The 23,940-nt window shown below is 60.7% G+C and carries 22 protein-coding genes; 10 read left to right on the top strand and 12 right to left on the bottom strand.

Translation table 11 applies throughout. The features are described from left to right. Positions 1 to 38 precede the first annotated feature (38 nt). From BG455_RS08365 to BG455_RS08355, 3 genes are all read right to left on the bottom strand, one after another. Complete coding sequence (locus tag BG455_RS08365; RefSeq protein ID WP_071469534.1) at positions 39 to 1,550, bottom strand: tripartite tricarboxylate transporter permease; 1,512 nt, start codon at positions 1,548 to 1,550, stop codon at positions 39 to 41. Positions 1,551 to 1,562: 12 nt separating this feature from the next. Next, positions 1,563 to 2,069, bottom strand: a complete 507-nt coding sequence (locus BG455_RS08360) for a tripartite tricarboxylate transporter TctB family protein (RefSeq protein ID WP_071469533.1) — start codon at positions 2,067 to 2,069, stop codon at positions 1,563 to 1,565. A 90-nt stretch (positions 2,070 to 2,159) separates the two neighbouring features. Next, a complete protein-coding gene (locus BG455_RS08355) occupies positions 2,160 to 3,137 on the bottom strand; it encodes a Bug family tripartite tricarboxylate transporter substrate binding protein (RefSeq protein ID WP_071469532.1) in 978 nt (325 codons plus the stop codon). Between the two features lie 371 nt (positions 3,138 to 3,508). On the opposite strand from BG455_RS08355, the gene BG455_RS08350 reads away from it, so the two are divergent. After that, positions 3,509 to 4,255 (top strand): universal stress protein, encoded by a 747-nt coding sequence (locus tag BG455_RS08350; protein WP_111361337.1) that lies wholly within the window; start codon positions 3,509 to 3,511, stop codon positions 4,253 to 4,255. Positions 4,256 to 4,390: 135 nt separating this feature from the next. On the opposite strand, the gene BG455_RS08345 is transcribed toward BG455_RS08350, so the two are convergent. After that, positions 4,391 to 5,056, bottom strand: a complete 666-nt coding sequence (locus BG455_RS08345) for a GntR family transcriptional regulator (protein ID WP_071469530.1) — start codon at positions 5,054 to 5,056, stop codon at positions 4,391 to 4,393. Between the two features lie 226 nt (positions 5,057 to 5,282). On the opposite strand from BG455_RS08345, the gene dctP reads away from it, so the two are divergent. The 8 genes from dctP (at position 5,283) to BG455_RS08300 (ending at position 16,057) form a co-directional block, all read left to right on the top strand. Beyond that, positions 5,283 to 6,236, top strand: a complete 954-nt coding sequence (gene dctP, locus BG455_RS08340; protein ID WP_245735501.1) for a TRAP transporter substrate-binding protein DctP — start codon at positions 5,283 to 5,285, stop codon at positions 6,234 to 6,236. Positions 6,237 to 6,310: 74 nt separating this feature from the next. Beyond that, positions 6,311 to 6,859: a TRAP transporter small permease subunit gene (locus BG455_RS08335; protein ID WP_071469528.1), complete on the top strand. Its 549-nt coding sequence runs from the start codon at positions 6,311 to 6,313 to the stop codon at positions 6,857 to 6,859. After that, positions 6,859 to 8,175, top strand: a complete 1,317-nt coding sequence (locus BG455_RS08330; RefSeq protein WP_071469527.1) for a TRAP transporter large permease — start codon at positions 6,859 to 6,861, stop codon at positions 8,173 to 8,175. The genes BG455_RS08335 and BG455_RS08330 overlap by 1 nt, the downstream gene beginning before the upstream one ends. Then, on the top strand, positions 8,172 to 9,455 hold the full coding sequence (locus BG455_RS08325) for a malonyl-CoA decarboxylase domain-containing protein (protein WP_071469526.1): 1,284 nt from the start codon (positions 8,172 to 8,174) through the stop codon (positions 9,453 to 9,455). The genes BG455_RS08330 and BG455_RS08325 overlap by 4 nt, the downstream gene beginning before the upstream one ends. 44 nt (positions 9,456 to 9,499) lie before the next feature. After that, a complete protein-coding gene (locus BG455_RS08320) occupies positions 9,500 to 11,014 on the top strand; it encodes a malonate--CoA ligase (RefSeq protein WP_071469525.1) in 1,515 nt (504 codons plus the stop codon). Then, positions 11,011 to 11,991, top strand: a complete 981-nt coding sequence (locus tag BG455_RS08315) for a quinone oxidoreductase family protein (RefSeq protein ID WP_084386205.1) — start codon at positions 11,011 to 11,013, stop codon at positions 11,989 to 11,991. Before BG455_RS08320 ends, BG455_RS08315 begins: the two co-directional genes overlap by 4 nt. A 345-nt stretch (positions 11,992 to 12,336) precedes the next feature. Further along, complete coding sequence (locus BG455_RS08305; RefSeq protein ID WP_071469523.1) at positions 12,337 to 13,323, top strand: TAXI family TRAP transporter solute-binding subunit; 987 nt, start codon at positions 12,337 to 12,339, stop codon at positions 13,321 to 13,323. A gap of 142 nt (positions 13,324 to 13,465) precedes the next feature. Then, a complete protein-coding gene (locus BG455_RS08300; protein ID WP_071469522.1) occupies positions 13,466 to 16,057 on the top strand; it encodes a TRAP transporter permease in 2,592 nt (863 codons plus the stop codon). Between the two features lie 95 nt (positions 16,058 to 16,152). On the opposite strand, the gene BG455_RS08295 is transcribed toward BG455_RS08300, so the two are convergent. Genes BG455_RS08295 through BG455_RS08260 form a run of 8 tightly spaced genes read right to left on the bottom strand, consistent with a single transcriptional unit; the run spans position 16,153 to position 23,248 of the window. Continuing rightward, the gene (locus BG455_RS08295) at positions 16,153 to 17,892 is read right to left on the bottom strand and encodes a complex I subunit 5 family protein (RefSeq protein WP_071469521.1); all 1,740 of its coding nucleotides are present in this window, start codon (positions 17,890 to 17,892) and stop codon (positions 16,153 to 16,155) included. Between the two features lie 4 nt (positions 17,893 to 17,896). After that, the gene (locus BG455_RS08290) at positions 17,897 to 19,387 is read right to left on the bottom strand and encodes a complex I subunit 5 family protein (protein WP_071469520.1); all 1,491 of its coding nucleotides are present in this window, start codon (positions 19,385 to 19,387) and stop codon (positions 17,897 to 17,899) included. Further along, positions 19,384 to 20,835, bottom strand: coding sequence for a complex I subunit 5 family protein (locus tag BG455_RS08285; protein ID WP_071469519.1), 1,452 nt, complete (start codon positions 20,833 to 20,835; stop codon positions 19,384 to 19,386). The genes BG455_RS08290 and BG455_RS08285 overlap by 4 nt, the downstream gene beginning before the upstream one ends. Continuing rightward, on the bottom strand, positions 20,825 to 21,115 hold the full coding sequence (locus BG455_RS08280) for an NADH-quinone oxidoreductase subunit K (RefSeq protein ID WP_071469518.1): 291 nt from the start codon (positions 21,113 to 21,115) through the stop codon (positions 20,825 to 20,827). Before BG455_RS08280 ends, BG455_RS08285 begins: the two co-directional genes overlap by 11 nt. Beyond that, positions 21,105 to 22,082, bottom strand: a complete 978-nt coding sequence (locus tag BG455_RS08275) for a hydrogenase subunit MbhD domain-containing protein (protein WP_071469517.1) — start codon at positions 22,080 to 22,082, stop codon at positions 21,105 to 21,107. Before BG455_RS08275 ends, BG455_RS08280 begins: the two co-directional genes overlap by 11 nt. Then, a complete protein-coding gene (locus tag BG455_RS08270; protein ID WP_071469516.1) occupies positions 22,075 to 22,359 on the bottom strand; it encodes a cation:proton antiporter in 285 nt (94 codons plus the stop codon). Before BG455_RS08270 ends, BG455_RS08275 begins: the two co-directional genes overlap by 8 nt. Continuing rightward, a complete protein-coding gene (locus BG455_RS08265; RefSeq protein WP_071469515.1) occupies positions 22,359 to 22,619 on the bottom strand; it encodes an MrpF/PhaF family protein in 261 nt (86 codons plus the stop codon). Before BG455_RS08265 ends, BG455_RS08270 begins: the two co-directional genes overlap by 1 nt. Continuing rightward, positions 22,616 to 23,248 carry a Na+/H+ antiporter subunit E gene (locus BG455_RS08260; RefSeq protein WP_170124775.1) on the bottom strand — a complete coding sequence of 211 codons (633 nt, stop codon included), beginning with the start codon at positions 23,246 to 23,248 and terminating at the stop codon, positions 22,616 to 22,618. The genes BG455_RS08265 and BG455_RS08260 overlap by 4 nt, the downstream gene beginning before the upstream one ends. Positions 23,249 to 23,555: 307 nt before the next feature. Here BG455_RS08260 and BG455_RS08255 point away from each other — a divergent pair, with 307 nt between their 5' ends. Further along, positions 23,556 to 23,882, top strand: coding sequence for a hypothetical protein (locus BG455_RS08255; protein ID WP_071469514.1), 327 nt, complete (start codon positions 23,556 to 23,558; stop codon positions 23,880 to 23,882). Positions 23,883 to 23,940 lie beyond the last annotated feature (58 nt).

Genomic DNA, 23,940 nt, shown 5'->3' with positions numbered 1-23,940 from the left:
TTCTCAAGATTTGCAGGTAGGGTCACGCGGAAACAGGGTTAGCCAGATTGCACTGCGTGACGGTGTTTTCGCAGTTTCGCAGCAAGTGGCAGCAGGAAAAAGACGCAGGCCAAAGCAATGAACATGCCCGAAAGCGGACGGGTGACGAACGTTGTGACATCCCCTTGCGCGGCGATCAATGCCTGACGAAAGCTTTGTTCCATGACAGGCCCAAGAACAAGGGCCAGCACAAGCGGTGCCATGGGATAGTCGGCCTTGCGCAGCAGATAGCCCGCAATCCCGAATATCAGGATCAGCCAGACATCATGCATGCGCTGGTCTGGCGCAAAGCCGCCCACAATGCACAGCACCAAGACCATCGTACACAGCACCGAGAAGGGCATTCTCAGCGCCCAGACGAAAAGCGGGATAAGTGCAAGATTGATCAGAACTGCCGCCAGATTTGCAGTATAGAGCGATGAAATCAGCCCCCAGACAAAATCCGGTTGTTCGGAAAACAGCATCGGCCCGGGCATCAGCCCCCACATGACCATGCCACCCAGCAACAGCGCAGTCGTCGGAGAGCCGGGAATACCAAGCGACAGCATGGGCAACAAAGAGCCGGTCGAGGCTGCGTTATTCGCCGTTTCAGGTGCGACCACGCCCTCGATATTGCCCTTGCCGAAGGTTTCGGGGTTTTTCGAGGTGCTTTTGGCAATGCCATAGGCCATCAGAGAGGCAGGCGTTGCCCCTGCGGCAGGCAGCATGCCGACAAAGAACCCCATGACCGAACCGAATGTCATTGTTTTCCAAGTGCGTGCAAGGGTGACAATCGCAGAACGCAGTTCGGCATATGTCACTTTGGCGGCGGTCACTGTGGGGGCAATGCGCGACCGCTCCAGCGTCCAGAGCACTTCGCCAATGCCATAAACGCCAATGGCCAGCACAAGGAAAGAGATGCCCGCATAAAACCCCGGCATGTCGAAGAACACCAGCCGTGGCTGGCCGGTAATCAGGTCCAGCCCGACCGTGGACAGGACCAGCCCAAGGCAGATCATGGCGATTGTTTTTAACGCATCATCCCCGCCCAGCCCCACAAAAGTGGTAAAGGCCAGAAGCACCAGCGCAAAATTTTCTGCTGGCCCGAATTTCAGGGCAAAATCTGCCAAGGGTGCGGCAAAGATTGTGAACAGGATGACCGAAATTGTTCCACCGACAAAGGATGCGCCCGCCGCTGCAATCAGCGCCAGCCCGGCCTTGCCTTGCTGTGCCATGGGGCGTCCGTCAAATGTGGTGGCGACCGCCGTGGACGATCCGGGAATGCCAAGCAGGATCGAACTGATCGCCCCGCCATACATTGCACCATAGTAAAGTGCGGCCAGAAAGATGATTGCGGATGCTGGCGGCACGATGAAGGTCAGGGGCAGCACGATTGCCACGCCATTCACAGACCCAAGGCCCGGCATGGCGCCGATGAATAGCCCAAGCGTTACCCCGACAATCACGATGCCGATATTCAGCGGCATCAGCGATGTAGCAAAGCCTTGGCCAAGAAGGGACAGAATTTCCATATGTGCGCGCCTTCAGAAGAACATGGCGTAAAGCGGGAAGAACAGCGGCTCTGTGATTCCCTTTGGCAGCAAGATCAGCAAAGCCACTTCAAAAAAGAAGAACAGTGCGACCGGCGTGATCAGCGTCAAGGACAAGGTGACCGGCCAGCCATTTCTGCCGTAAAAGCGCAAATACCAAAACATGAACAACGGAATAGCCAGATATGCGCCAATGATGGGCATCAGGAAAATCGTCAGGCCCAATGCCAGTGTGACCGCCAGCACAGGCCCCAGCATTCCCGGTTCAAAAAATGGCTTCAGGTCTTCTGGCCTGACCCCCGCCAGCAGCGAGCGCATGAAAATGCCTGCCGCAGCAAGAAACATGATCGCGGATAGCCAAAAGGGGAATGCGCCCCCGCCCGGCCCGCGGGCACCGTCCCAGCCGATCGGCAACGCGGTCGCGTGCCACATCAGATAGGCCGCAAACGCCATCAGGGCGGCAGCGATCAGGGTGTCTGGTTTTGTCAGGGTCTTGAGCATGTGGGCGGTCTCCGTTCAGGGGCAACACGACACCGGATGCGGCACATGGCAGCATCCGGTGCGTGCAATTACTGCGATAGGGGCAGGTGCTTAGGAGGGTTGCTCAATCGAGGCGAGAAGGTCACGATGCAAATCGCGCTCTTGCAGGAAATACGCCTGAAGCGCGTCGCCCGATAGAAAATCGGTCAGCAACGCTTGCTCTGTCGCATAGCTTTGCCATGCTTCGGTCTGGCTGAGGGCCTCTAGCAGGTCGATGTAATAGGCCTGCTGCGCTTCGGTAATGCCCGCCGGTGCCACAAAGCTGCGCTGCATGTAATATTCCAGCGGATAGCCCAATTCAGCGAATGTCTGCACATCGGGCATGCTTTCAAGGCGCTCGCCTGTCAAAAGCGCAATCGGGCGCACGCGGCCAGCCTGCCAGAAGCTCATGGCTTCGGACGGGTTGTTGACCGTTGCATCGATATGCCCACCGGCAAGTTGTGTCGCCACCTCGCCGCCGCCGCCCATTGGCACATAGGTGTGGCGAATGCCAAACTCGCGCTCTAGCAATGCGGTTACAAGGCTGTCTTCCTGCCCGGACCCTGTCCCGCCCATGCGCCATGCGCCATCTGCGGCTTTGACAGCCTCGATATACTGGTCGAGCGTTTCAATCCCGCTGTCGACATTGACCCAAAGCGCGAATGTATCAACTGCCATGCGGGCGATCGGGGTGAATTCTTCGATATCCACGCCAATATCTGTCTGGAGTGGGGTGGTGAAATAGCTGTTCAGCGTGGCCATGATGATATGCGGGTTGGCAGCATTGTCTTTCACATAGCGCAGGGCTTCTGCCCCTGAACCGCCGCCTTTGTTCACAGGCATGAAGGGCATGCGCGCCAAGCCTTCTTGCTGGATGATCGACTGGAACAGACGGGCAAGCCGGTCTGCACCCCCGCCTTGCCCTGCCATGATCACCATCTCGACGGGGCGGTTGGGTTGCCAATCTGCCGCAGATGCGGGCATGGCAGTGGTCAGGGCTGCTGCGGCAGCAAGGCCAAAAACTGTCCGGCGTGCTAAAGTGATAGTCATGGTGTTTATCTCCTCCCAAAGATCCTGATGTGAAAGAATATTCCCGAATCAGGTTACCATACGAAATATTGTGACTTTGCCTGATCTCCAATAATTTTCGCGTCACAATGTAAGCCTTGTCATTAACAAAAAATTAGATGAGTAATTTTTGTTAATGTTTGATGGTAACTTTTGTTTAAAAAATGCTGCCAAGTGGTAGAACTCCTCTCGCCTAGTGGTCTGTGAACGTGCTAGCGTTTTGGCGGGTAACTGTTTTGTGACCGTGACATTGCAAAGGGAGGAAGCGTTGCATGCCACTTAAAAGTATTCTGGTGGCCTTTTCGGGGGATGTTGCCAGCTGTAGCGCTTTGCAACTCGCCCTTTCTTTACAGATGCGTCACAGCGCATATGTTACAGGCGTTGTCTGGCACGGGCCGCTGCCACTGGAAAGCCGACACCGCGCTTTTCTAAGCAAAGACGTCGCATCTATGCTGACCGGGCGCGAGGATGAGGCAGCACAGCGTATCGGCGCAGAGTTCACCAAGCGGGTCGCGGCCTCTGGCATGCCAGACAAGGCCAGCTTCATTGATTTGCATGAGGTAGAGACTTTCAGCTTGCCGCAGCAGGCGCGCGCCTATGATCTGGTAGTGATGACACGTCACGCCGCCGAAGTCGGGCGCGAACATGCCGAAGTGCGCCCCGATGTTGTCGCGCTGCGCAGCGGCAGGCCCGTTATCACTGTGCCAGATGATTTTGCCGGTCAGGTGCCAGAACATATTGTGCTGGCTTGGGATGGCAAACGCGCAGCTGCGCGCGCCTTGGGCGATATGCTGAACCTGATGCCTGACATACAGAAAGTCACAGTTGTCAGCGTGGCAAAGCAGCCAGAACCCAAAGCCGAAGCCGGCGATGACGTGATCGCCTATCTGGGGCGACACGGGATCGAAGCGCAATGGCTGCATCGTGACGCAGGGCGGCGGCGCATTACGCATACGCTGCTTGATGTCTGCGCCGAAGTGGGGGCTGATATGCTTTCGATGGGGGCCTATGAGCATAGCAAATTCACCGAAGATTTGCTGGGGGGCGTCACCCGTGACATTCTGACAGATGCGCGCTTGCCTGTGATGATGTCCCATTAACGCAGATCGCGCTGGCAGTGCCAAAGCGTCAGGCTTGCGCGCGGCGATACGCTGTCGGCGCGCGCAAGGTTGCCGATTTAGCCTGTTAGCTGTCAGATCCGATGCCGCAACCGCCCTTTTACGCGGCGTCTTGGGTCATGTCCCTGTCAGGTGGAAGTTTTTATAGCTTGCCATAAGATCGTTGAACTTCCCGCCCTGCACTGCGACATGCGTTCTTAAGGCTGCGGCAACGTCATCTTCACTGCCCTGTTCAAGCGCGTTCAGAATGATCCGGTGTTCTGACAGCGATTGTTGCAAGCGTCCGCGCACCCGCAGTTGCAACCTGCGAAACGGCTTCAGCCTGCGGTGCAGCTGCTTGGCCTGATCTGCCAGAAACCCGTTCCCCGATGCTTTGTAGAGCAGGTGATGGAACTTCTCATTCTCGGCGTAATATCTGTCAGAATCGTTGCGCGCCGCCGCATCTTCACAGGCGGTGACTGTTTTGCATAAATCGGCAAGGTCTTGCGTCGTGACGCGCCGTGCCGCCAACCTGCCACAAAAGGCTTCCAATTCGGCCATGACCTCGAACATCTCGATCATTTCGCCCAAGTCGGGGTGGCGAACAAAGGCACCGCGATGCGGCACCAGTTCCAGCAGGCCGGACGCGGCCAGACTTTGAAAGGCCTCTCGTAACGGGGTTCGAGAGCATCCGAACTGTTCGGACAGCGACGTTTCATCCAGCCGCTCTCCGTTCACCAGATCACCGGTGACAATCATTTGCTCTAGCGCCTCTCGGACGCTGTCGGCTCTGCGCGATGACATTGCTTTATTGTCCTGAACTGCCTGACAATCGTCATAGTATACCATTGTGTATTTCGCAAATCTATTATTGTATACAAAAATATTGACTTTGTATTAAAGATATCTTTTTATGTATTTACATTGTTGAGGAGCAATGCACGAATGCAAGGGCAGGAAATGCCTTCGCCCAACCTTCAGGGAGGAATAGATGAGAATTTTATCGCTAGCTGCTGCGTCTGTATTGGCAATGACATCATTCATCGGGGCGCAGAGCGCAGAGGCGCAACAGCTTCGCCTGTCGCACCAGTGGTCTACGGCGGATCTGCGTCATCAGGTTGCACAAATGATTGCGGATGATCTGGACGCGGCGGATGTTGGTCTGTCGATCAGGATTTTCCCATCTGCCTCGCTTTTTTCTGCGACAGAACAGTATCAGCCCGTCAGCCGTGGCCAGCTTGATATGACGGTCTATCCGCTGTCCTATGCGGGCGGTCAGCGGCCGGAGTTTAACCTGACGCTGATGCCCGGCCTTGTGCGCAACCACGATCACGGCGCGCGCCTGAACGATTCCCCCTTCATGGAGCGGCTGGAAGAGCTGATGGCGGAAGATGACGTCATGGTTCTGGTGCATGGCTATCTGGCGGGCGGTTTCGCGGCCAAGGGCGAATGCATCACCCGGCCAGAGCATATGGCGGGCCGCAACGTGCGCGCCGCAGGGCGCGCCTTTGAACAGATGCTGGCTGCGGCAGGGGCGTCCATCTCGTCCATGGCATCTTCCGAAATCTATAACGGCATGCAGACCGGCGTTCTGGATGCGGTGAACACCTCGTCTTCGTCTTTCGTGTCGTTCCGCCTGTATGAGCAGGTTGATTGCTACACACCTGCTGGCGATATTGCCCTTTGGTTCATGTATCAGCCCTTGCTGATGAACAAATCAACCTTCGACGGGCTGAGCGCGGAACAGCAAGAGGTGCTTCTGGCCGCCGCGGCAAAGGCAGAGGAATGGTATCTGGAGCAGGCCAAGCTGGATGATGTCCGCTCGGTCGATGTGTACCGCGAGAATGGCGTCCAGATTGCCGAAATGACCGTCGAGGATTTCGAGGCATGGCGCACTCTGGCGATGGAATCGGCCTATGCGTCCTTCGTGGATCAGGTTCCAAACGGACAGGAACTGCTGGATATGGCGTTCGAGGTCGAATGATCCGCCACTAACCATGGGCGCGGCAAAGGCCGCGCCCGTCTTCCCTTCCCACAGATTATCAGGAGTCATGCCACATGGCCTTGACGACCGTTGACGCCGGATGGCGACGCGGCGCAGATTTCCTTGTCCGCGGCATCGGGGGTATCTCGATCCTGTGCGGCTGGATTGCTGCGTCCATGATCCTTGCCTCAGTCTTCATCACCTGCCAGATGATTTTCGTGCGCTTCGTGCTGCGCCAGTCCACCATCTGGCAAACAGAAACCGTGATCTATCTGATGATCGCCGCCACAATGCTGGGTCTGCCCTATGTCCAGAAACTGCGCGGGCATGTGAATGTGGACCTGTTGCCGCTGTGGCTGCGCCCTGTGCCGCGCAAGCTGCTGGCGGTTGTGGTGCTGCTTTCGGGTATCGTGGTTCTGGGCATCATGGGGTTTTATGCGTTCGAACATTGGTATCTGGCGTTCCAGCGCGGTTGGCGGTCGTCCAGCGTCTGGGGGCCACCCTTATGGATACCCTATCTGGCCATGCCGCTGGGCTTTGCGCTTTTCATCCTGCAATTGCTGGCAGACCTTCTTGCGCTGCTGATTGGCCGCGACACCGCTTTCGGACTGGAGGCTGACTGATGGACCCGCTTGTTCTTGGCGCACTTGTTGCTTTTGTCACCATTGCGGTGCTGTTTTCCGGCGTCTCGGTCGCAACTGGCCTGCTGATCGTCTCGGGGGTGTTTCTTGCCCTGTTCGAGGGGATGTGGGCACTAGAGCTGATGCCGGAGAAATTCTTTGGCAAGCTGAATTCCTTTGCCCTGCTGTCGATCCCGATGTTCATCATCATGGGGTCTGCCATCTCGTCCACGCGGGCGGGTGCGGACCTGTATGAAGCGCTAGAGCGGTGGCTGACCCGCGTGCCCGGTGGGCTTGTCATGTCCAATCTCGGGGCCTGTGCGCTGTTTTCGGCCATGTCAGGGTCTAGCCCTGCCACATGCGCGGCAATCGGCAAGATGGGCATTCCAGAGATGCGCAAGCGCGGCTACCCGGAAGAGGTGGCGGCAGGCTCTATCGCGGCAGGCGGCACGCTGGGCATTCTGATCCCGCCCTCGGTGACAATGATCGTCTACGGCATTGCGACCGAAACTTCTATCGGGCGGCTGTTTCTGGCAGGGGTCATGCCGGGGCTGTTGCTGGTGTCGTTGTTCATGGCGTGGTCGGTCTGGTCCACATGGCGCAACACCGGCCTGTCGGTCATGTCGGCGCGCAGCTATTCCTTGCGCGAGAAGCTGGAAATCCTGCCGCGCGTGGTGCCGTTCCTGCTGGTGATCGTGGGTGTGCTCTATGCCATGTATGGCGGCATCGCCACCCCTTCGGAAACGGCGGCAGTGGGCGCGCTGTTGTGTCTGCTGATGGCGATTGTCATCTATCGCATGTGGTCGCCGAAATCCTTGTGGGTGGTGCTGCGCGATTCAACGCGGGAATCGGTGATGATCCTGTTCATCATCGGGGCTGCAGGCGTGTTCAGCTATATGCTGTCGTCGCTGTTCATTACACAATCCATTGCGATGTGGATTTCCGATCTGGATGTGAACCGCTGGGTCTTGTTGGGGGCGGTCAATGTCTTCTTGCTGATTGCGGGATTCTTTCTGCCGCCGGTTGCGGTGATCCTGATGGCCGCGCCGATCCTGCTGCCGATCATTCTGGCGGCGGAATTCGACCCGTATTGGTTCGCGGTCATTCTGACGATCAATATGGAAATCGGCCTGATCTCGCCGCCTGTGGGGCTGAACCTGTATGTCATCAGTTCCATCGCGCCCGATATCAAGCTGAAAACCATCCTCAAGGGGTCTATGCCTTATGTCGGCTGTATGGTTCTGGCTATCCTGATCTTGTGTGTCTTCCCCGGAATTGCCACATGGTTGCCAGATCTGGTCATGGGGCCGGTAAGATGACACGCACAGGCTATCTCGGGGATCTTCTCAGCCAGTTGACGGAACGCCGCTTCGTGCCCTTGCGCGCAGTGTCCGACAAGCCGCTGCGCGAGATGTGCGCGGCACTGATCGCGGGCGAGGGCGAGGTTTCGACCATGCGCCTTGCGCGCGAGATACTGGCCTCTTATGCGCGGCTGCATGATGCGGGCAAGCGCGAATTCTTCGCGCTTCTGGCCGAAGATTATGACATCACCCCCGACGCCGTCACACAGGCCGCGCTGCGATATGGCGAGGACCGCGACGCCACAACCTTGCGCTGGCTGCTGCAAGCGGCAGAGCCAAAGCGCCAAAGCCTGTTGCGCCGGTTGAACCACGCGCCCGGTGCCACGGGTGAATTGGTGCGCATGCGCCGCGACCTGTTGCGCCTGCTGCCCGAGATGCGCGAGTTGGCGCGGGTTGATCTGGATTTCGCGCATCTGTTCCAGTCCTGGTTCAATCGCGGGTTTCTGGTGCTGAAACAGGTGACATGGGAAAGCCCCGCGCGGCTTTTGGAAAAGATCATCGAATATGAAGCTGTCCATGCGATTGGCGATTGGGAAGCGCTGCGCGCCCGCGTAGACCCAAAGGACAGGCGCTGTTTTGCCTTCCTGCACCCCGCCATGCCGGACGAGCCGCTGATCTTCGTCGAGGTGGCGCTGACAAAGGGCATACCCAATTCGGTGCAGGGCCTGCTTGCCCCGGATCGCACCCATCTGGATGCGGCACAGGCCGATACGGCGACTTTCTATTCCATTTCAAACTGTCAGGTCGGCTTGAAAGGCATCAGCTTCGGCAACTCGCTGATCAAGCAGGTGGTCGCGCTGTTGCAGCAGGAATTTCCGCATCTGCGCAATTTCGTAACCCTGTCGCCCATTCCGGGGCTTGTGCCATGGCTGCACGAGATGGCCGCGGCAGGCGAGGCTGCGGCGCAGTCCTGCCTTGATGCCGATCATGGGGCCGACAAGGCCGCCGCGCAAAACTTGCGCGCCCTTGCCGCGCGCTATCTGCTGGAAACCAAGGACAGCAATGGCCGCCCCCGCGACCCTGTCGCGCGCTTTCACCTGCATAATGGCGCATTGGTCCATGAAATTCATGCGCAGGCAGATATGTCCGCGCGCGGCCTCAAGCAGTCATTCGGTGCAATGGTGAATTACCTGTATGACCTTGAACATGTCGAAGCCTACCATGAAAGCTATGCTGCCCAGCATAAAATCGTCAGCACCCGCAGCGTGCGCCAACTGGCGCGCGTCAAGGCCGAGTGACTAGAACGGTGCAGCACACCATGCACGAGAAGGAGTTTTGTTTGATGGAAAACCCCCTTTATGACGCGTTATTTGCGCCTCTTGCGGGATCTGATCTTCCATTTCTGTATCTGGAAGACGGAACAACGCTAAGCGGGGACGCGTTTCATCGCAGGGTTGGGCGCTATGCCAATGCGCTTGGCGTGGCAGGCGTCAGCGCAGGCGCGCGCGTGGTCGTTCAGGCCACGAAAAGCCCCCATATGCTGGCCGTCTACGGGGCTGCGGTGACAGCGGGCGCAGTCTTTCTGCCCTTGAACACCGCCTATACAGCGCAAGAGCTGGAATATTTCGTCGCCGATTGCGGGGCGACGCTGTTGCTGGTGGACCCCGCGCAGGCTGCGGCACTGGCACCTTTGGCGGCAAAACTTGGCGTGCGGCTGGAAACATTGGGCGAGGGGGGCAGTTTCGATGCCATCGCCGAAGGCTGTGCCGACAGTTTTACGGCAGTGCCGCGCACCGAAGATGATCTGACTGCGTTGCTGTATACTTCCGGCACCACGGGGCGGTCCAAGGGGGCGATGCTGACCCAGCGCAACCTGCTGTCCAATGCGCAAGCGCTGGTGGATCTGTGGCAATTCACCCCCGATGACGTGCTGTTGCATGCGCTGCCGATTTTTCACACGCATGGCCTGTTCGTGGCCAGCAATGTGGTGCTGCTGGCGCGTGCGCGCATGATCTTTCTGCCGAAATTCGACATTGAACAGGTCTTCGCCTTTCTTCCCCAAGCGACAACGATGATGGGTGTGCCGACCTTCTATACCCGCCTGCTGGACGACCCGCGCCTAAGCCGCGAGACGGTGGGCCATATGCGCCTGTTCGTGTCCGGTTCTGCCCCGCTTTTGTCGGAAACACATGTGGCATGGTCCGACCGCACAGGGCATGCAATTCTGGAACGCTACGGCATGACCGAAACCAATATGCTGACATCGAACCCCTATGAGGGCGCGCGCCGCGCGGGCACAGTCGGCAAGCCCCTGCCGGGGGTAGAGTTGCGCATTGCCGACCCCGACACAGGGGCAGAGCTGGCGCAGGGTGAAACCGGCATGATCGAAGTGCGCGGCCCGAATGTATTCAAAGGCTATTGGCAAATGCCCGAGAAAACCGCCGCAGAATTCCGCGAAGACGGGTTTTTCATGACGGGTGATCTGGGGCTGATCGACGATCAGGGCTACGTCAACATTGTGGGCCGCGCCAAGGATCTGATCATCTCGGGCGGGTATAACGTTTACCCCAAGGAAGTCGAACTGGTGCTGGATGACATGCCCCATGTGCTGGAAAGTGCCGTCATCGGCCTGCCGCACCCCGATTTCGGCGAGGCGGTGGTTGCTGTTCTGGCGGCAAACGGGCATGCGCCAGATATCGCGCAGATAGAACAGGCATTGCGCGACAAGCTGGCGCGCTACAAGCAACCCAAAGCCTATATTGTCTTGCCGGAACTGCCCCGCAACACCATGGGCAAAGTGCAGAAAGCCGCGCTGCGCAAACAATATGAAACCAAGTTCAAGGAGACAGCCCAGTGAGCACCGCGAGAACCGTTATTTTTGAAGCACCCGGCGGGCCAGAGGTGATGAAACTCGTCCAGCGTCCTGTTGGCGATCCGGGGCCGGGCGAGGTGCGCATCAGGCACCATGCCTGCGGGTTGAACTTTATCGACATCTATCAGCGCTCTGGCGTCTACCCGCTGCCATTGCCGCACGCGCTTGGTATGGAAGGGGCCGGTATTGTCGAGGCTGTGGGCGAGGGGGTGACACATCTGGCGGCGGGGGACCGCGTGGCCTATGCTGCGGCCCCCCCCGGTGCGTATTGTGATGCACGGGTGATGAAGGCCGCGCAGGTCTGCCGCTTGCCCGACAGTATCGACTTTCGCACGGGTGCCGCGATGATGTTGCAAGGGCTGACAGTCGAATATCTGTTCAACCGCACGGTTCCCCTAAAGGCCGGTGACACTGTGCTGTTCCATGCCGCGGCAGGGGGTGTTGGGCTGATTGCGTGCCAATGGGCGCGCGCGCTGGGTATCCGGCTGATCGGCACCGCAGGCACGGACGAGAAATGCGCCCTTGCCCGCGAATATGGCGCGGCAGAGGTCATCAATTACGAGCGCGAGGATTTCGTGGCCCGTGTGCGCGATCTGACAGATGGGCGCGGGGTTGATGCTGTGATGGACTCCATCGGCAAGGCCACGTTCGAGGGGTCGCTTGATTGTTTGCGCCCTGTCGGCATGATGATCAGCTTTGGCAATGCCTCCGGCAAGGTGCCCCCGTTCGATCTGGGCATTCTGGGCGCGAAAGGGTGCTTGCAACTGACACGGCCCACGCTGTTCATGCATATCGCGCAGCAGGAAAAGTGCCAAAGCATGGCGGCGCATCTGTTCGAGATGGTGGAGAGTGGCAAGGTCAAAATCCGCATCGGGCAGGAATTCGCGCTGGAGGATGTGGCAGAAGCGCATCGCCAGATGGAAGCGCGCACAACAACCGGCAGCTCGGTCCTGACCGTCTGACGCGTGCCGAATGTCGCGTGCTGCGCTTGTGGGATATAGCGCTAAAAGGCACGCGGCATTTTCCGGCGCTGCCCTGCGCCTGAATGCACAAACCGCAGGGCTTGGGTTGGTCTTTGGCCATGCGGTGAAAACCTGCGACACAACCGCGTTCGCGCGCGGTTGTGGGGGGCATTGGCATGGATCAGACCCCGAAATGGGGTGCGTGCTCTCTTTAGAATTAAGGGGCGAAAAGGTTAGCGCAAACATGTAATTTTTCGCTTGAATTTCCGGTTCCAGCATACAGAACCAGTCCTCTGCGGTTTGGCTTTGACCGGCCGCTTCAATAATCCAACAGGGAGTGACAAGATGACTTTTACCCGGATCGCCGCACTTGCGGCCACAACTGCGCTGACCGCGACTGCGGCCTTTGCCCAAGACGACCGCGCAGGCTGGCCCTCTAGCTTCACTGTAGGCACAGCCTCGCAGGGCGGTACCTTCTTCGTCTATGGTGCCGGATGGGCAAATCTTGTCGCGGACGAGCTGGGCATTTCCGGCGGCGCAGAAGTCACTGGCGGCCCCATGCAGAACATGTCGCTGGTGCACACCGGCGAGGCACAGTTCGGCCTGACAACGATGGGCCCTGCGGCGGAATCGCTGGCAGGCACCAACCCGATCGCGCCCGGTCTGCAAATGACCAATGCCTGCGCGATGTTCCCCATGTACCAGACGCCTTTCTCGGTGACAGTGCTGTCCTCGACAGGGATTGAAGATATCGCAGATATCCCAGCGGGCGCACGCATCGGTTTTGGCCCCGCAGGGTCCAGCTCTGACACCTATTTCCCATTGATGCTGGAAGCGCTTGGCGTGGAATTCGAGCGCCGCAATGGCGGGTGGGATGATCTGGGCGGCCAGTTGCAGGACGGGTTGCTGGACGTTATCGCCTTTGCAGCCGGTGTGCCCATTCCGACAGTGTCGCAGCTTGAAGTTCAGACCGACGTGAACATCATCGAGTTCACCGAAGAAGAGCAGGCAACGATCATCGCGCAATTCCCTGTCGCGGCGTTCGATATTCCTGTCGAAACCTACAGCACCCTGACCGCGCCCGCGCGCTCGGTTGCGATGTGGAACTTTGCCATCGCAAATTGCGACCTGCCCGAAAGCTTCGTCTATGCGGTCACCGACATCATCATGTCCGACAATGCGCGTATGGTGAACATCCACTCTTCGGCTTCGGAAACCCTGCCCGAGCATTGGGACAAGAACACCTCGCTGATGTGGCACCCCGGCGCGGCGCGCTGGTTCATCGAGAATGCTGGCGCGGAAATCGGCGCTGACATGATCCACGGCGGCTAAAAGTGTCGGGGGGCGCAATGTCGCCCCCTTGTCCGAACAACAGGGGCGCTGCATCGCAACAGGCGGTGCAGCGCCTTCGGCCTTATCCCGAATATGGGCAAATCTGCGCCCTTGGCGGGGGATAACAGATGGAAACGCAGTCATGACAGACCAGACCAGCCACGCCGCCCTTCCCGGTCGCAAGAATTCCGATCCTGACCAGACCGAAGAGTTGGTGATTGCAGAAGGCGTCGATGAAGAGCCTGTCGAGGGCAACCGCCGCCTGTTTGCGGGCCGCGCCTACACAGTTATCGCCGCGCTTGCCTTTCTGTATGCCGCTTTCCATATGGCGGCGCTGAATGGACTGTCGATCAGCGGTACCATTGCATCCCCTTGGTCGATTCAGGCCAACTGGCAGGAACGTCAGGCGCAGCAAGGCTTTGACGCGTTGCTGACAGCGACCGGCCCCGCCGCCGAAGGGTTCACCGGCACCAGCATGCGCCGCCTGCTTGCGCTGGCCGAAGAAACTGCGGCCACTGCCCCCAATGGCGACGAAATTCGCGCGCTCGCCGCCGAGATTTCAGAGCGCCGCGAACGGGCAGCAGATCTGCGCCGCACCGCCCGCGAGGTCAAGGCCACATGGTCTGCCCGCTTCCCCTTCCTGCCCACCCTGCCGATGGAGCCGTGGAACTTTCGCACAGTCCACATCGCGGGCGCGCTGGTGCTGGGTTTTCTGATGTTTGCGCCGCATAATTTTGCATCGGCGGGCGCGGTCGTGCGCCAAAACCGCACCGTCACCCTTATCGCGGCATTCCTTGCCATTCCTGCACTGGTCGCAGGTGCCACCACTTTGTCCATCATCCAGTTTCTGAATTCGGGGCAGGTGATGGAGATGGGGGGCAGGGTTTTGTGGATGTCGATGCGCGACATCCCCGAGAATTTCGCTATCTATGACTGGGTGTACGCGCGTGAAATCTGGTGGTTCGGCCTGCCGCTTCTGGTTGCCACCTTCGGGGCCATCGTGACCGGCTGGTTCGAGCGGCGCGACCGCGCCGAGTTCAGCGCCTCTGACATCGTGCTGGGGCTGTGTGCCGTTATTGTGGCGATGTATCTGATCCCGATCTATGGCACAGCGGCGCGCAACGCCGTTGGCACGCCGCAAGTGCCCATTGGCGTGGCCTTTGCCGCAACCGCTGGCACTGCGCTTATTCTGGAACTGACACGCCGTGTCGCGGGCATGGCGCTTGTGGTGATTGCGGGCATTTTCCTTGCCTATACGTTTACGGCGCATCTTCTGCCCTCGATCCTGCGCGTGGCCCAGCCCTATACATGGCAGCGCTTTTTCGGCACTGTCTATTCAGATGTGGGGATATTGGGCACCACGACATCGGTATCCTCGACCTATATCATTCTGTTCATCATCTTTGCGGCCTTCTTGCAGGCGTCCAAAGTGGGTGATTATTTCGTCAATTTCGCCTTTGCCATGGCAGGGCGCGCGCGCGGCGGGCCTGCCAAGGTTGCGATTTTTGCCAGCGGCCTGATGGGCATGATCAATGGCACATCGGCGGGCAATGTGGTTGCGACAGGGTCGCTGACCATTCCGCTGATGAAAAAGGTGGGCTACGAGAAAAAGACCGCAGGCGCGGTCGAGGCGGCTGCCTCGACAGGCGGGCAGATCATGCCGCCCATCATGGGGGCGGGTGCGTTCATCATGGCCGAGGTGACGGGCATTCCCTACACCGAAATCGCCGCCGCCGCGATCATCCCTGCGATCCTATATTTCGTGTCGATCTATTTCATGGTCGATTTCGAGGCCGCGAAACTGGGTATGCGCGGAATGCGCGAAGATGAACTGCCCAAAATTGCGCGCCTTATCCGGCAGGTCTATCTGTTCATCCCGATCATCATTCTGATTGTCGCGCTGTTCATGGGCTATTCCGTTATCAGGGCAGGCACCTTGGCGACAGTTGCGGCAGCCGTGGTCAGTTGGCTGACCCCGCATCGCATGGGGCTGCGCGCCATCATCAAGGCGTTCGAGATTGCGGGCATCATGTCGATCCAGATCATCGCGGTCTGTGCGGCGGCAGGCATTATCGTGGGCGTCATCTCGCTGACAGGGGTGGGCGCGCGCTTCTCGAACCTGCTGCTTGACCTTGCGGGCGTCAGCCAGCTGCTGGCGCTGTTCTTTGCCATGTGCATCGCCATCATGCTTGGTATGGGCATGCCCACGACTGCGGCCTATGCGGTGGCCGCCGCTGTGGTTGCGCCGGGGCTTGTCAATCTGGGCATCCCGCTTTTGACGGCACATTTCTTTGTGTTCTACTTTGCGGTGGTGTCGGCCATCACGCCGCCTGTGGCACTGGCAAGTTATGCTGCGGCGGGGATTTCCGGGTCAAACCCGATGGAAACTTCGGTTGCATCCTTCAAGATCGGGATCGCGGCCTTCATCGTGCCGTTCATGTTCTTTTACAATTCGGCGCTGCTGATGGATGGCACATGGGTTGAAGTGACCCAAGCCGCAACGACAGCGACCTTCGGGGTGTTCCTGCTTTCAGCGGGTGTACAGGGCTGGTTCATGGGCAGGCGTCCGGTCTGGTTCTTGCGCGTGGCGCTGATCCTTGCGGCGCTGTTCATGATCGAGGGGGGGCTTGTCACCGATGTGGTAGGCGTGGGCAGCGCGGTCGCAATCTTCTTGATCCAGCGCATCATCAATCCCAAAGAGGGCACTGTCATTCCCGCGCGCGGCGCAGACTGACAAGGGCCAAAGCGCGCAAAGGGGGATGCCCGCGCGCCTTGGCTGTGGCCGGAACCGTCGGGAACTGCGCCTTGTGCTCGTACCCCAGCGGGGCATCATGGCGCTTGGCTTGACGGTTGGCCTTGCTGCGGGGCAGGGGGGATGGCCGCCTCGAGATGCAGGCTTGCGCGCATCTCGACCGTTAGCGTCAGCGCGATTAGCCCTGCAATCGCGGTCTGGCCCAACCGCCAGCTGGTGGCTGTGCTGCCCAGCGCTTTTGGCACAGCATGGCCCAGCCTGCGCGCCGCGCGGCGTCTGGCCGTCATGATGCTGCCCACCCTTGCGCCAAACGCCCGAAATGGCGCGGTCAGATGTGAAACAAATAGCGCGGGGCCGATCCGCTGCGCATAGGCATAAACCGCCACGCCAGAGGCCAGCGCCCCACCCAACGCCACAGGCCAGAAGGCACCTGACGCCCCCTCAAGGATCGGGCTGGCAAGTGTTTGGGCCAGAAGGGGCCAGACAAGGGGCAGGCCCAGCGACGCAGCCGCCAGCGCAAGGAATGGCAGCAAGACCCCCTCTGGCGTGATCGGGTGTGGTGTTTTGGGCGGGTGCAGCCAGAGCAGCGCAACATAGCGCGCCATCAGCAGGGTGGTTGCCACGCCTGACAAGGTCAAAGCCACACGCAGCCACGGCAGCCAGACCGATGACCCCGCCGCAAGGGCGGCTTTCAGCGCCTCTTTGCCCAAGCTGCCTGAACTGGCAGGCACCCCCGCCAGCACGCATGCAGGCAAAAGCAGCGCCAGTGTGACTGCCAGCTTCCCTGCAAACCCGCTTTGCGCCGCAAAGGCCCCTGTGCCCAGAAACAAGGCCCCTTTGGCCAGTGCGTGATGCGCGGCCAGAAACACCAGCACAGGCAGAATAGCGGCCCATGCTGCGGGCACCATCAGCCCCGCACCCAAGCCCAGCGCCATAATCCCCATCTGGCTGACGCTGGAATATCCGAGAGTGGCCTTGGGGTTGGATTGCTGTACCCCAAGCAAGAGCGCGGCAAATATCGTGACCATGCCTGCCGCCATCAGCACGGTGCCGTGATCGGCATAGGCCACGTTCCCCAGCGGCAAAACTGCCATCATGCCAAACAGCCCTGCCTTGATCATCGCCCCCGACAGCACAGCGCTGGCGGGCACAGGGGCGGCGCCATGCGCAGGCGGCAACCAGAAATGCAGCGGCATGATGCCCAGCTTGACGCCAAAGCCGACAATCAGCAGCGACACCGCCATGTCCGGCAGCTCGGTCCCGCGCAGATCGGCCAGCAGGAACGACCCCGCCTGCGCTGCGCCCAGCGCCAGCCCTGCAAACAGCGCCAACTCTCCCAGTATGACGAAGCTGATATAGAGCCGCGCCGCCCCTTGCGCCTGCGCCTCGCGGTTGTGCAAAACCAGCCCGTAAGATGCAAAGCTCATCAGCGCGAAGAAGGCGTAGAAGCTTAGCGCGTCCTGCGCCAGCAGCAGCCCCAGATTGCCGGTCTGCGCCAATAGGAACATAACCCCGAAGCTGGTGGCGCGCGGGTCGTCGCGCATCCAGTGGCGCGCGCTGGCCCCTGCCGCGCACCATAACAGGCCGGTGAAAATCACGAACAGGCGCGACACGTCATTCAGGCCCAGATGCAGGCCCAAGATCAGCCAGTCGGCCTGCGCGTTCAATGGCAACTCGGCCAGCAGCGCCAGCGCCAGCGCGGGCAAAGGGGCAAAGGGGATCATCCGCCAGACCAAAGCGCGCCCCTGCGGCACTGTCAGCGACAGGGCCAGCACCATGGGCAGTCCAAATGCTGTCAGGAAGGGAAAAAGGGACATAGGCTTACTCCTGATACTCGATGGCGACGATGAAGCGCGTCCATTCCAGCGGGCTGAAAGGCGCATTGGCAAAGCCCCCCGCGACCAGCACCAGCACCGCTGTGGTGACCGGCGGCGCGGCCAGCATCCAGCCAATGCGCGGGCGGCCCGGTGCGCCTGCCCCCTCTGGGGCGGCGTCGCGGAACCATGCGCGGTGCAGCATGGGCAGGAAATAGATCGCATTCAGCAGGCTGGACCCCAGCAGCAGCGCAATTACCCAAGCCTGCCCTGCCGCAAGCCCGCCTTGGGCCAGATACCATTTGCTGACAAAGCCAGCCAAAGGCGGCAGCCCGATCATGGCAAGTGCGGCAAGGGTAAAGGCCAGCATCGTGCCGGGCATCGCGCGGCCCACCCCGTCCATCTGGCTGACGCGCTTGACCCCCAGCCCCTCGGCCAGATTGCCTGCGGCCATGAACATGGTGATTTTCATCAACCCCTGATGGATCAGATGCGCGAGCGCGCCCACAGCGGCGATGGGGCTGGCCAGCGCCACGCCCAGCGTGATGTAGCTGACCTGTGACACGGTCGAATAGGCCAGCCGCTTCTTGATGTCATCCTGCGTGATCGCGCGCAGCGAGCCATAGAGGATCGTGACTGCCGCCAGCATCGCCAATGGCGCGGTCACGCCCAAAGCCTGCGCGGTTTCAATCCCGAATACCTCATAGACCACGCGCATGATCCCGAACGCACCCGCTTTCACCACGGCCACCGCATGCAGCAGCGCCGAGACCGGCGCAGGGGCCACCATCGCTATTGGCAACCATGCGTGGAAGGGAACCAGCGCGGCCTTGACCCCCAGCGCGCCGATCAGCACTACGAACAGCGCCTGCGCCGCGCGCGGGTTTTGCGCCACCACATCGGCCAGAACGCCACCGGGCACGAAATCCGTGGTGCCAGCCAGCACCCACAGGCCCAGTGTGCCCAAAAGCAGCACCAGCCCGCCTGCCAGTGTGTAAATCAGGTAAATGCGCCCTGCGCGCAACGCCTCGGCATTGCCGCGATGGATGACCAGCGGGTAAGTCGCCAGCGTCAGCAACTCATAGAACAGCAAAAAGGTGAACAGGTTGCCCGACATGGCAATGCCCACAGTTGCGGCCACGCATAGGCTGAAGAACCCGAAGAACCGCGCGCGATGGGGGCCATGTTCCAGATAGCCTACGGAATAGACTGTAGTGATCAGCCACAGCACCGCCGAAAGCGCAATGAACAGGATCGCCAGCGGATCGGCCTGCAGTTTGAACTCCAGCCCCGGCAGAACCTCGAAGCGCAGATCATAAATTACGCCTTGCGCAACCTTCAGGCTCAGCCATGCCACCAAGGCCAGTTTCACCCCCGCCATGCCAAGGTTGATGGCCGTGCGCAGCCGCGCCGCGCGCTCTGGCAGGGCGAATAGAACAGGGGAAGCCAGAAGCGAGGTCAGCAGAATGAACAGGGGAAGAAGGGGGGCATCCGTCATTGTGCCACTCCGAAAGGATAACCGATTTCGATGAAACTCAGCAGGGGCGCGGCCATCAGCCCAAGGCCGATGGCGGCAAGCGCCAGTGTCAGGGGCGCTGCATCGGCCAAGGCCCAGCCCTGATGCTCGCCCACGGGCGCGCGCACGCGGTCAAAGCGCAGAAATGCTGTCAGCACGCGGCTGAAATAGGCCACTGACAGCAGCGTGCCGGCCATTGTGACGGCCACCCAATGCCAATAGCCCGCTGCCATGGCCCCTTCCATCAAGGACCATTTGCCAATGAAGCCCAAGGACGGCGGCAACCCGATCAGACTGATCGCGGCCAGCGCGAAGGTGAATTGCGCCAGTGTGGGCCGGATGGGCGCGCGGTCCAGATCGCGGATCACGTCATGGCCGATCTCGTCCTTGATCCGCCCTGCGGCCAGAAACATCGCAGCCTTGGCCACGCCATGTGCAAGGATGAGCAGTGCGGCGGCCTTCCAGCTTTCGGTCAAGCCCATCTCGCCCGCGCGCGCGAAGGCGACAAAAATCAGCCCGATCTGCGCGACAGTGGACCATGCGACCAGCAGTTTCAGCCGTTCGGCCCGCAATGCCTGAATGCCGCCCCAGATCACAGCACCCGCGCCCATCAGCCCCACCAATGTCAGCAGGGTTTCCGACGGGAACGGCATATATTGCGCCAGCCGCAGCACAATATAGAGGGCTGCTTTCACCACCAGTCCCGACAGCAGCGCACTTGCGGGCGCGGTCGCGTTGGCATGCGCCGCAGGCAGCCAGAAATGCAGCGGGAACAGCGCGATCTTCAGCGCCAGCCCCACAAACATCAGTGCCATAGCGGCAATCAGCGAACCCGACACCTCGGCGCCCGCCAGCCCCGCGAAATCCAGCCGTCCAAGGTGCAGATAGACGAACCCCACCCCCATCAGGAACAAAAGCGCGCCCAGGATCGAGGCATACATATATTCAAGCCCCGCGCGCAACGCGTCCCGCGTCCCGTTCAGGACCGTCAGGCCCACAGCGGCCAGCGCGATTACCTCGATCATGACATAAAGGTTGAAAAGATCGGTGCTCAGATACACGCCATTCATACCTGTCAGCAGCAAAAGCCACAGCGGCCAGAAATACTGCCGCTGGCGCGCCGCATCCTTCAGGCTGTCCAGCGCGGCAATGCTGACCAGAAAGCCCACCGCACTGGTCAGCGCCAGCATGGCCACGCTCAGCCCGTCAGCGCGCAGGTCAATGCCCAAAGGCGCGCCCCAGCCGCCAAGCGGCAGCATCACCGCGCCCTTTGCCCACACATCACGGGCAAGCCAGATTACTGCGCCAGTTGTCGCGGCCAGTGTTGCCAGCCCGATGGACCACGCCGCGCGGGGTGCGATGAAAGCGGCAATCGCGCCGAACAGCGGCAGGAAAATCGCAAGGATCATGGGCGAGAGTTCAACGCTCATCGTCAGCCTCCAGACTTTGCAAGCGGCGGATCAGGGCAAGGGCCACAGCGGTTGCGCTGACCATCACGACGATGCCGGTGATCACCAGCGCATGTGGCACAGGGTCGGGCGTGGCAGGGGGCGTGCGCCATGCGCCCACGACCAGCAGAAACCCCGCGCCGACCGAGCACAGCTTCAATGCCAGCACGCGGCGCAGCCTGTCTTGTGCACACAGCGCGCCCACCAGCCCGATGCCGAAGACGGCAACCCCACAGAGTCCATAAATCAAATCAGGTGTCATCGCGGCCCCCTTTGGTTTGCGCGACAGGCTCGCGCCCGTGAAACAGCGCGGCCAGCGTCACGGCGATGGAAATCGTTACCATCCCTTCGATTAACAAAATCAGGGTCTTGGCATGTTCCAGCGGGTATTCAAACGCCACGCGGCCCCCGCTTGCGACCAGCAGCGCCACCAGCGCAAAGACGCCTGTGCCAAGAACGAAGGCCCCGCGCGCGATGCCGCGATGGGTGGGCTGCGGCACATAGGCCCGCGTCAGCAGCAGCAAAAGCCCCACCGCCGCCAGCACGGCCCCGCCCTGAAACGCGCCGCCCGGTGCCTCGGCGCCCACCCATAGCAGATAGGTGCCGACCACGACCGTTGCGGGCAGGGCAAGGCGTGCGAAGCCCTGCCACACCTCGCCCAAGACAGGCGCGGGCGCGTCCGACACCCCGCGCTCGATCTGCCAGACGGCAACCACGGCGGCCAGCAGAACGACCACTTCCATCAAGGTGTCATAGGCGCGGAAATTCAGCAAAACGCCGGTCACAGGGTGGTCCACACCACTCCGGGGCATCGCCTCGGCCACCAGCGCATCGAAGCCCGGCCCGGCCGCAGGTGCGCCCAGATAGGCCACGGCCAGCCCCAATGTGATCAGCCCGCAAAATATGGCATTGGCCAGTGTCACACCTATTGGCACAGGGGTTAGGGGCGTTACCCCATATGCTGCTTGCTGGCCCAGCGTCCCCGAGACATAGCGCAGGTGGTGAAGTGTTTTCAGCAGCAGCGCGCCTGTCACGCCTGCGCCAATCGCGGCTTCCGCCAAGGCCACATCGGGGGCAGACAGCCGCACCCAAGCCAGCGCCGATAGCAGGCCAAACACCACGAACAAAACGATCATGGCGAACAGGTCACGCACGCTGAGCGCGGCGACCGCAAGTGCCACGATGGCCAGCGCCAGCGCCACATCAAAGATCACCAGCGGGTCAGTCATGGCGCACCCCGTGCCGCGCGTAGCGGGCGATCAGATGGCCGCAAGTGGCGCTGGCCACCGCGACAAAGAACCAGACCAGCGCGATGCGGAACACCGCCCCCGCTGTGCCTGCCAGCAGCGCCACGCCAACGGCAATCAGCGCCAGCCCCAGCCCATCGGCCTTGGTCAGCGCGTGCAGCCGGCAGAAGATATCGGGAAAGCGCAGCAAGCCAACAGTGCCCGCGACGAAAAACAAGGTGCCAAGTGCGATAAAGGCAGCGGCGGCAATCTCCAGCATCAGCGTACCCCCCGAGAGGCGAGCACCACAAAGCCAACCAGCGTGACAGCCGCCAGCAGCGCAAAGACCATTGCAACATCCAGAAGCGCGGGCATTTGCATCAGCTGCGACAGCACCAGCAAAATCGCGACAGCCGCCGTGCCGAACAGTTGCGCCGCCAACATGCGTTCAGCGGGCGCAGGGCCGCGAAAGACGCGGATCAACCCTGCAAGGATGGACAGCAGCAATGCGATCAGGGTCAGGGACAGGAAAGTGTTCATATCGAATGCTCCGTAGGGTGTGGCAGGGCGAATAACGCGCGGATGCGGGCGTCAAGATCAGCCAGCGCGGGGGCGAGATCGGTGCGGGCGTCCAGCAGATGGACGATCAGCGTGTCGCCCATAACCTCGGCCGATAGGGTGCCGGGCAGAAGCGTGATCGTGTTGATGAACATGACCCGCGGCGCGCCCTGCGGCAGGGTTAGCGGATAGGGGCGAAAGCAGGGGCGCAACCCCATTGCGGGCGCAAACGCGCGCAGCGCGACATCGACAGCACCCCGCACCGATTGCACTGCAAACCACAGCGCGAAAACCAGCGCCCCGCGTAAGGACAAACGCCAGTGCGGCGGATGGGGAAACAGAAACGCAATGGCAGCGCCCAGCACCACAGCAGGGATGCCAAAAACCAGCGCATCTGCCCGCCAATCTGTCAACGCGCCCCAGAGCACCGACAGCACCAGCATTGATAGCAGGCACCGCCGCACAATATGCAGGCGCTTGGGCGTGTTGTCGGGGCGTATCGCGGGCACGACTTGTGCCGCATCGGGCGGGGGTGAAACTTGCCCGTCAGCAAGCGTCAGAGAGTGCACCCGCGCAGACGCGGTCAGGCGCAAGGGAGTGGTCGCGCGCATCAGTCTATTTCCGGGCAGCCTTGGTGGCGTTCTTTTCCCTGACATGGGCGGGGAAGGGGCTGCCTGTCCGTTCCATCCGGCACGCCATGTCAGGGCTGCGCAGGGTCTGTCTGCGCTGTTGGCCAAAGAACGCCCCAGCCCGGCGTTTCATCCCTGCTTAGGCAAAAAATCGACAGCGACACTGACTTTTTTCCGGCGCGGCCCAAGGCGGGGCAGGACAGTCGGAAACCCCACTTCACTGAGTGGTGACCTGTGGATGAAACCCCGCCCACGGGCGTTAGTGGCATATCAACAACAGGAGGAAGCCATGAACATGACCTCAACCACCCAGCCGCAAACTATCCGCGCGCGCCTGCGCAAGGATGGGTTGATCAGCCTTTGGGGGCGGCTGCGGCACCGCCAACCGGATGCATATGAGGCTTGGCTGCAAGAGCGTGACATGACCATTATCACCGCAACCCTGATGCGCCTGTCCGAGGGGCAGTTGAACCGGCTGGGCCTGTCGCATAAAACGCTGGCGCTCGATGTCGAGGATCTGGCGCTGCGTGCGCAGCGTGACGCCGAGATTTGTAGGGAAGTGTTGGCGCTGGTCACAGATGATGCGCCTGAGGGCCATGCTATTGCGGCGGAATAAAATGCCCCTCATCCGTTGGAAAAGCCGGGCCATACTGCCCGGCTTTTTCATGCCCCGC

Origin of the sequence: Roseinatronobacter thiooxidans, from assembly GCF_001870675.1 — a bacterium.
GTDB classification, from domain to species: domain Bacteria; phylum Pseudomonadota; class Alphaproteobacteria; order Rhodobacterales; family Rhodobacteraceae; genus Roseinatronobacter; species Roseinatronobacter thiooxidans.
Note: the sequence above shows the minus strand (reverse complement) of the source record. Positions and strands in the feature narration are given on the sequence as shown.

What these genes read in the sequence shown, in the direction of transcription:
- BG455_RS08265 (WP_071469515.1), bottom strand. Translation starts at nt 22,619, where the DNA reads ATGAACACTTTCCTGTCCCTGACCCTGATCGCATTGCTGCTGTCCATC.
- BG455_RS08305 (WP_071469523.1), top strand. Translation starts at nt 12,337, where the DNA reads ATGACTTTTACCCGGATCGCCGCACTTGCGGCCACAACTGCGCTGACC.
- BG455_RS08285 (WP_071469519.1), bottom strand. Translation starts at nt 20,835, where the DNA reads ATGAGCGTTGAACTCTCGCCCATGATCCTTGCGATTTTCCTGCCGCTG.
- BG455_RS08330 (WP_071469527.1), top strand. Translation starts at nt 6,859, where the DNA reads ATGGACCCGCTTGTTCTTGGCGCACTTGTTGCTTTTGTCACCATTGCG.
- BG455_RS08295 (WP_071469521.1), bottom strand. Translation starts at nt 17,892, where the DNA reads ATGTCCCTTTTTCCCTTCCTGACAGCATTTGGACTGCCCATGGTGCTG.
- BG455_RS08320 (WP_071469525.1), top strand. Translation starts at nt 9,500, where the DNA reads ATGGAAAACCCCCTTTATGACGCGTTATTTGCGCCTCTTGCGGGATCT.
- BG455_RS08350 (WP_111361337.1), top strand. Translation starts at nt 3,509, where the DNA reads ATGCGTCACAGCGCATATGTTACAGGCGTTGTCTGGCACGGGCCGCTG.
- BG455_RS08275 (WP_071469517.1), bottom strand. Translation starts at nt 22,082, where the DNA reads ATGACTGACCCGCTGGTGATCTTTGATGTGGCGCTGGCGCTGGCCATC.
- BG455_RS08255 (WP_071469514.1), top strand. Translation starts at nt 23,556, where the DNA reads ATGAACATGACCTCAACCACCCAGCCGCAAACTATCCGCGCGCGCCTG.
- BG455_RS08345 (WP_071469530.1), bottom strand. Translation starts at nt 5,056, where the DNA reads ATGTCATCGCGCAGAGCCGACAGCGTCCGAGAGGCGCTAGAGCAAATG.
- BG455_RS08290 (WP_071469520.1), bottom strand. Translation starts at nt 19,387, where the DNA reads ATGACGGATGCCCCCCTTCTTCCCCTGTTCATTCTGCTGACCTCGCTT.
- BG455_RS08260 (WP_170124775.1), bottom strand. Translation starts at nt 23,248, where the DNA reads ATGCGCGCGACCACTCCCTTGCGCCTGACCGCGTCTGCGCGGGTGCAC.
- BG455_RS08360 (WP_071469533.1), bottom strand. Translation starts at nt 2,069, where the DNA reads ATGCTCAAGACCCTGACAAAACCAGACACCCTGATCGCTGCCGCCCTG.
- dctP (WP_245735501.1), top strand. Translation starts at nt 5,283, where the DNA reads ATGACATCATTCATCGGGGCGCAGAGCGCAGAGGCGCAACAGCTTCGC.
- BG455_RS08335 (WP_071469528.1), top strand. Translation starts at nt 6,311, where the DNA reads ATGGCCTTGACGACCGTTGACGCCGGATGGCGACGCGGCGCAGATTTC.
- BG455_RS08355 (WP_071469532.1), bottom strand. Translation starts at nt 3,137, where the DNA reads ATGACTATCACTTTAGCACGCCGGACAGTTTTTGGCCTTGCTGCCGCA.
- BG455_RS08300 (WP_071469522.1), top strand. Translation starts at nt 13,466, where the DNA reads ATGACAGACCAGACCAGCCACGCCGCCCTTCCCGGTCGCAAGAATTCC.
- BG455_RS08270 (WP_071469516.1), bottom strand. Translation starts at nt 22,359, where the DNA reads ATGCTGGAGATTGCCGCCGCTGCCTTTATCGCACTTGGCACCTTGTTT.
- BG455_RS08325 (WP_071469526.1), top strand. Translation starts at nt 8,172, where the DNA reads ATGACACGCACAGGCTATCTCGGGGATCTTCTCAGCCAGTTGACGGAA.
- BG455_RS08280 (WP_071469518.1), bottom strand. Translation starts at nt 21,115, where the DNA reads ATGACACCTGATTTGATTTATGGACTCTGTGGGGTTGCCGTCTTCGGC.
- BG455_RS08365 (WP_071469534.1), bottom strand. Translation starts at nt 1,550, where the DNA reads ATGGAAATTCTGTCCCTTCTTGGCCAAGGCTTTGCTACATCGCTGATG.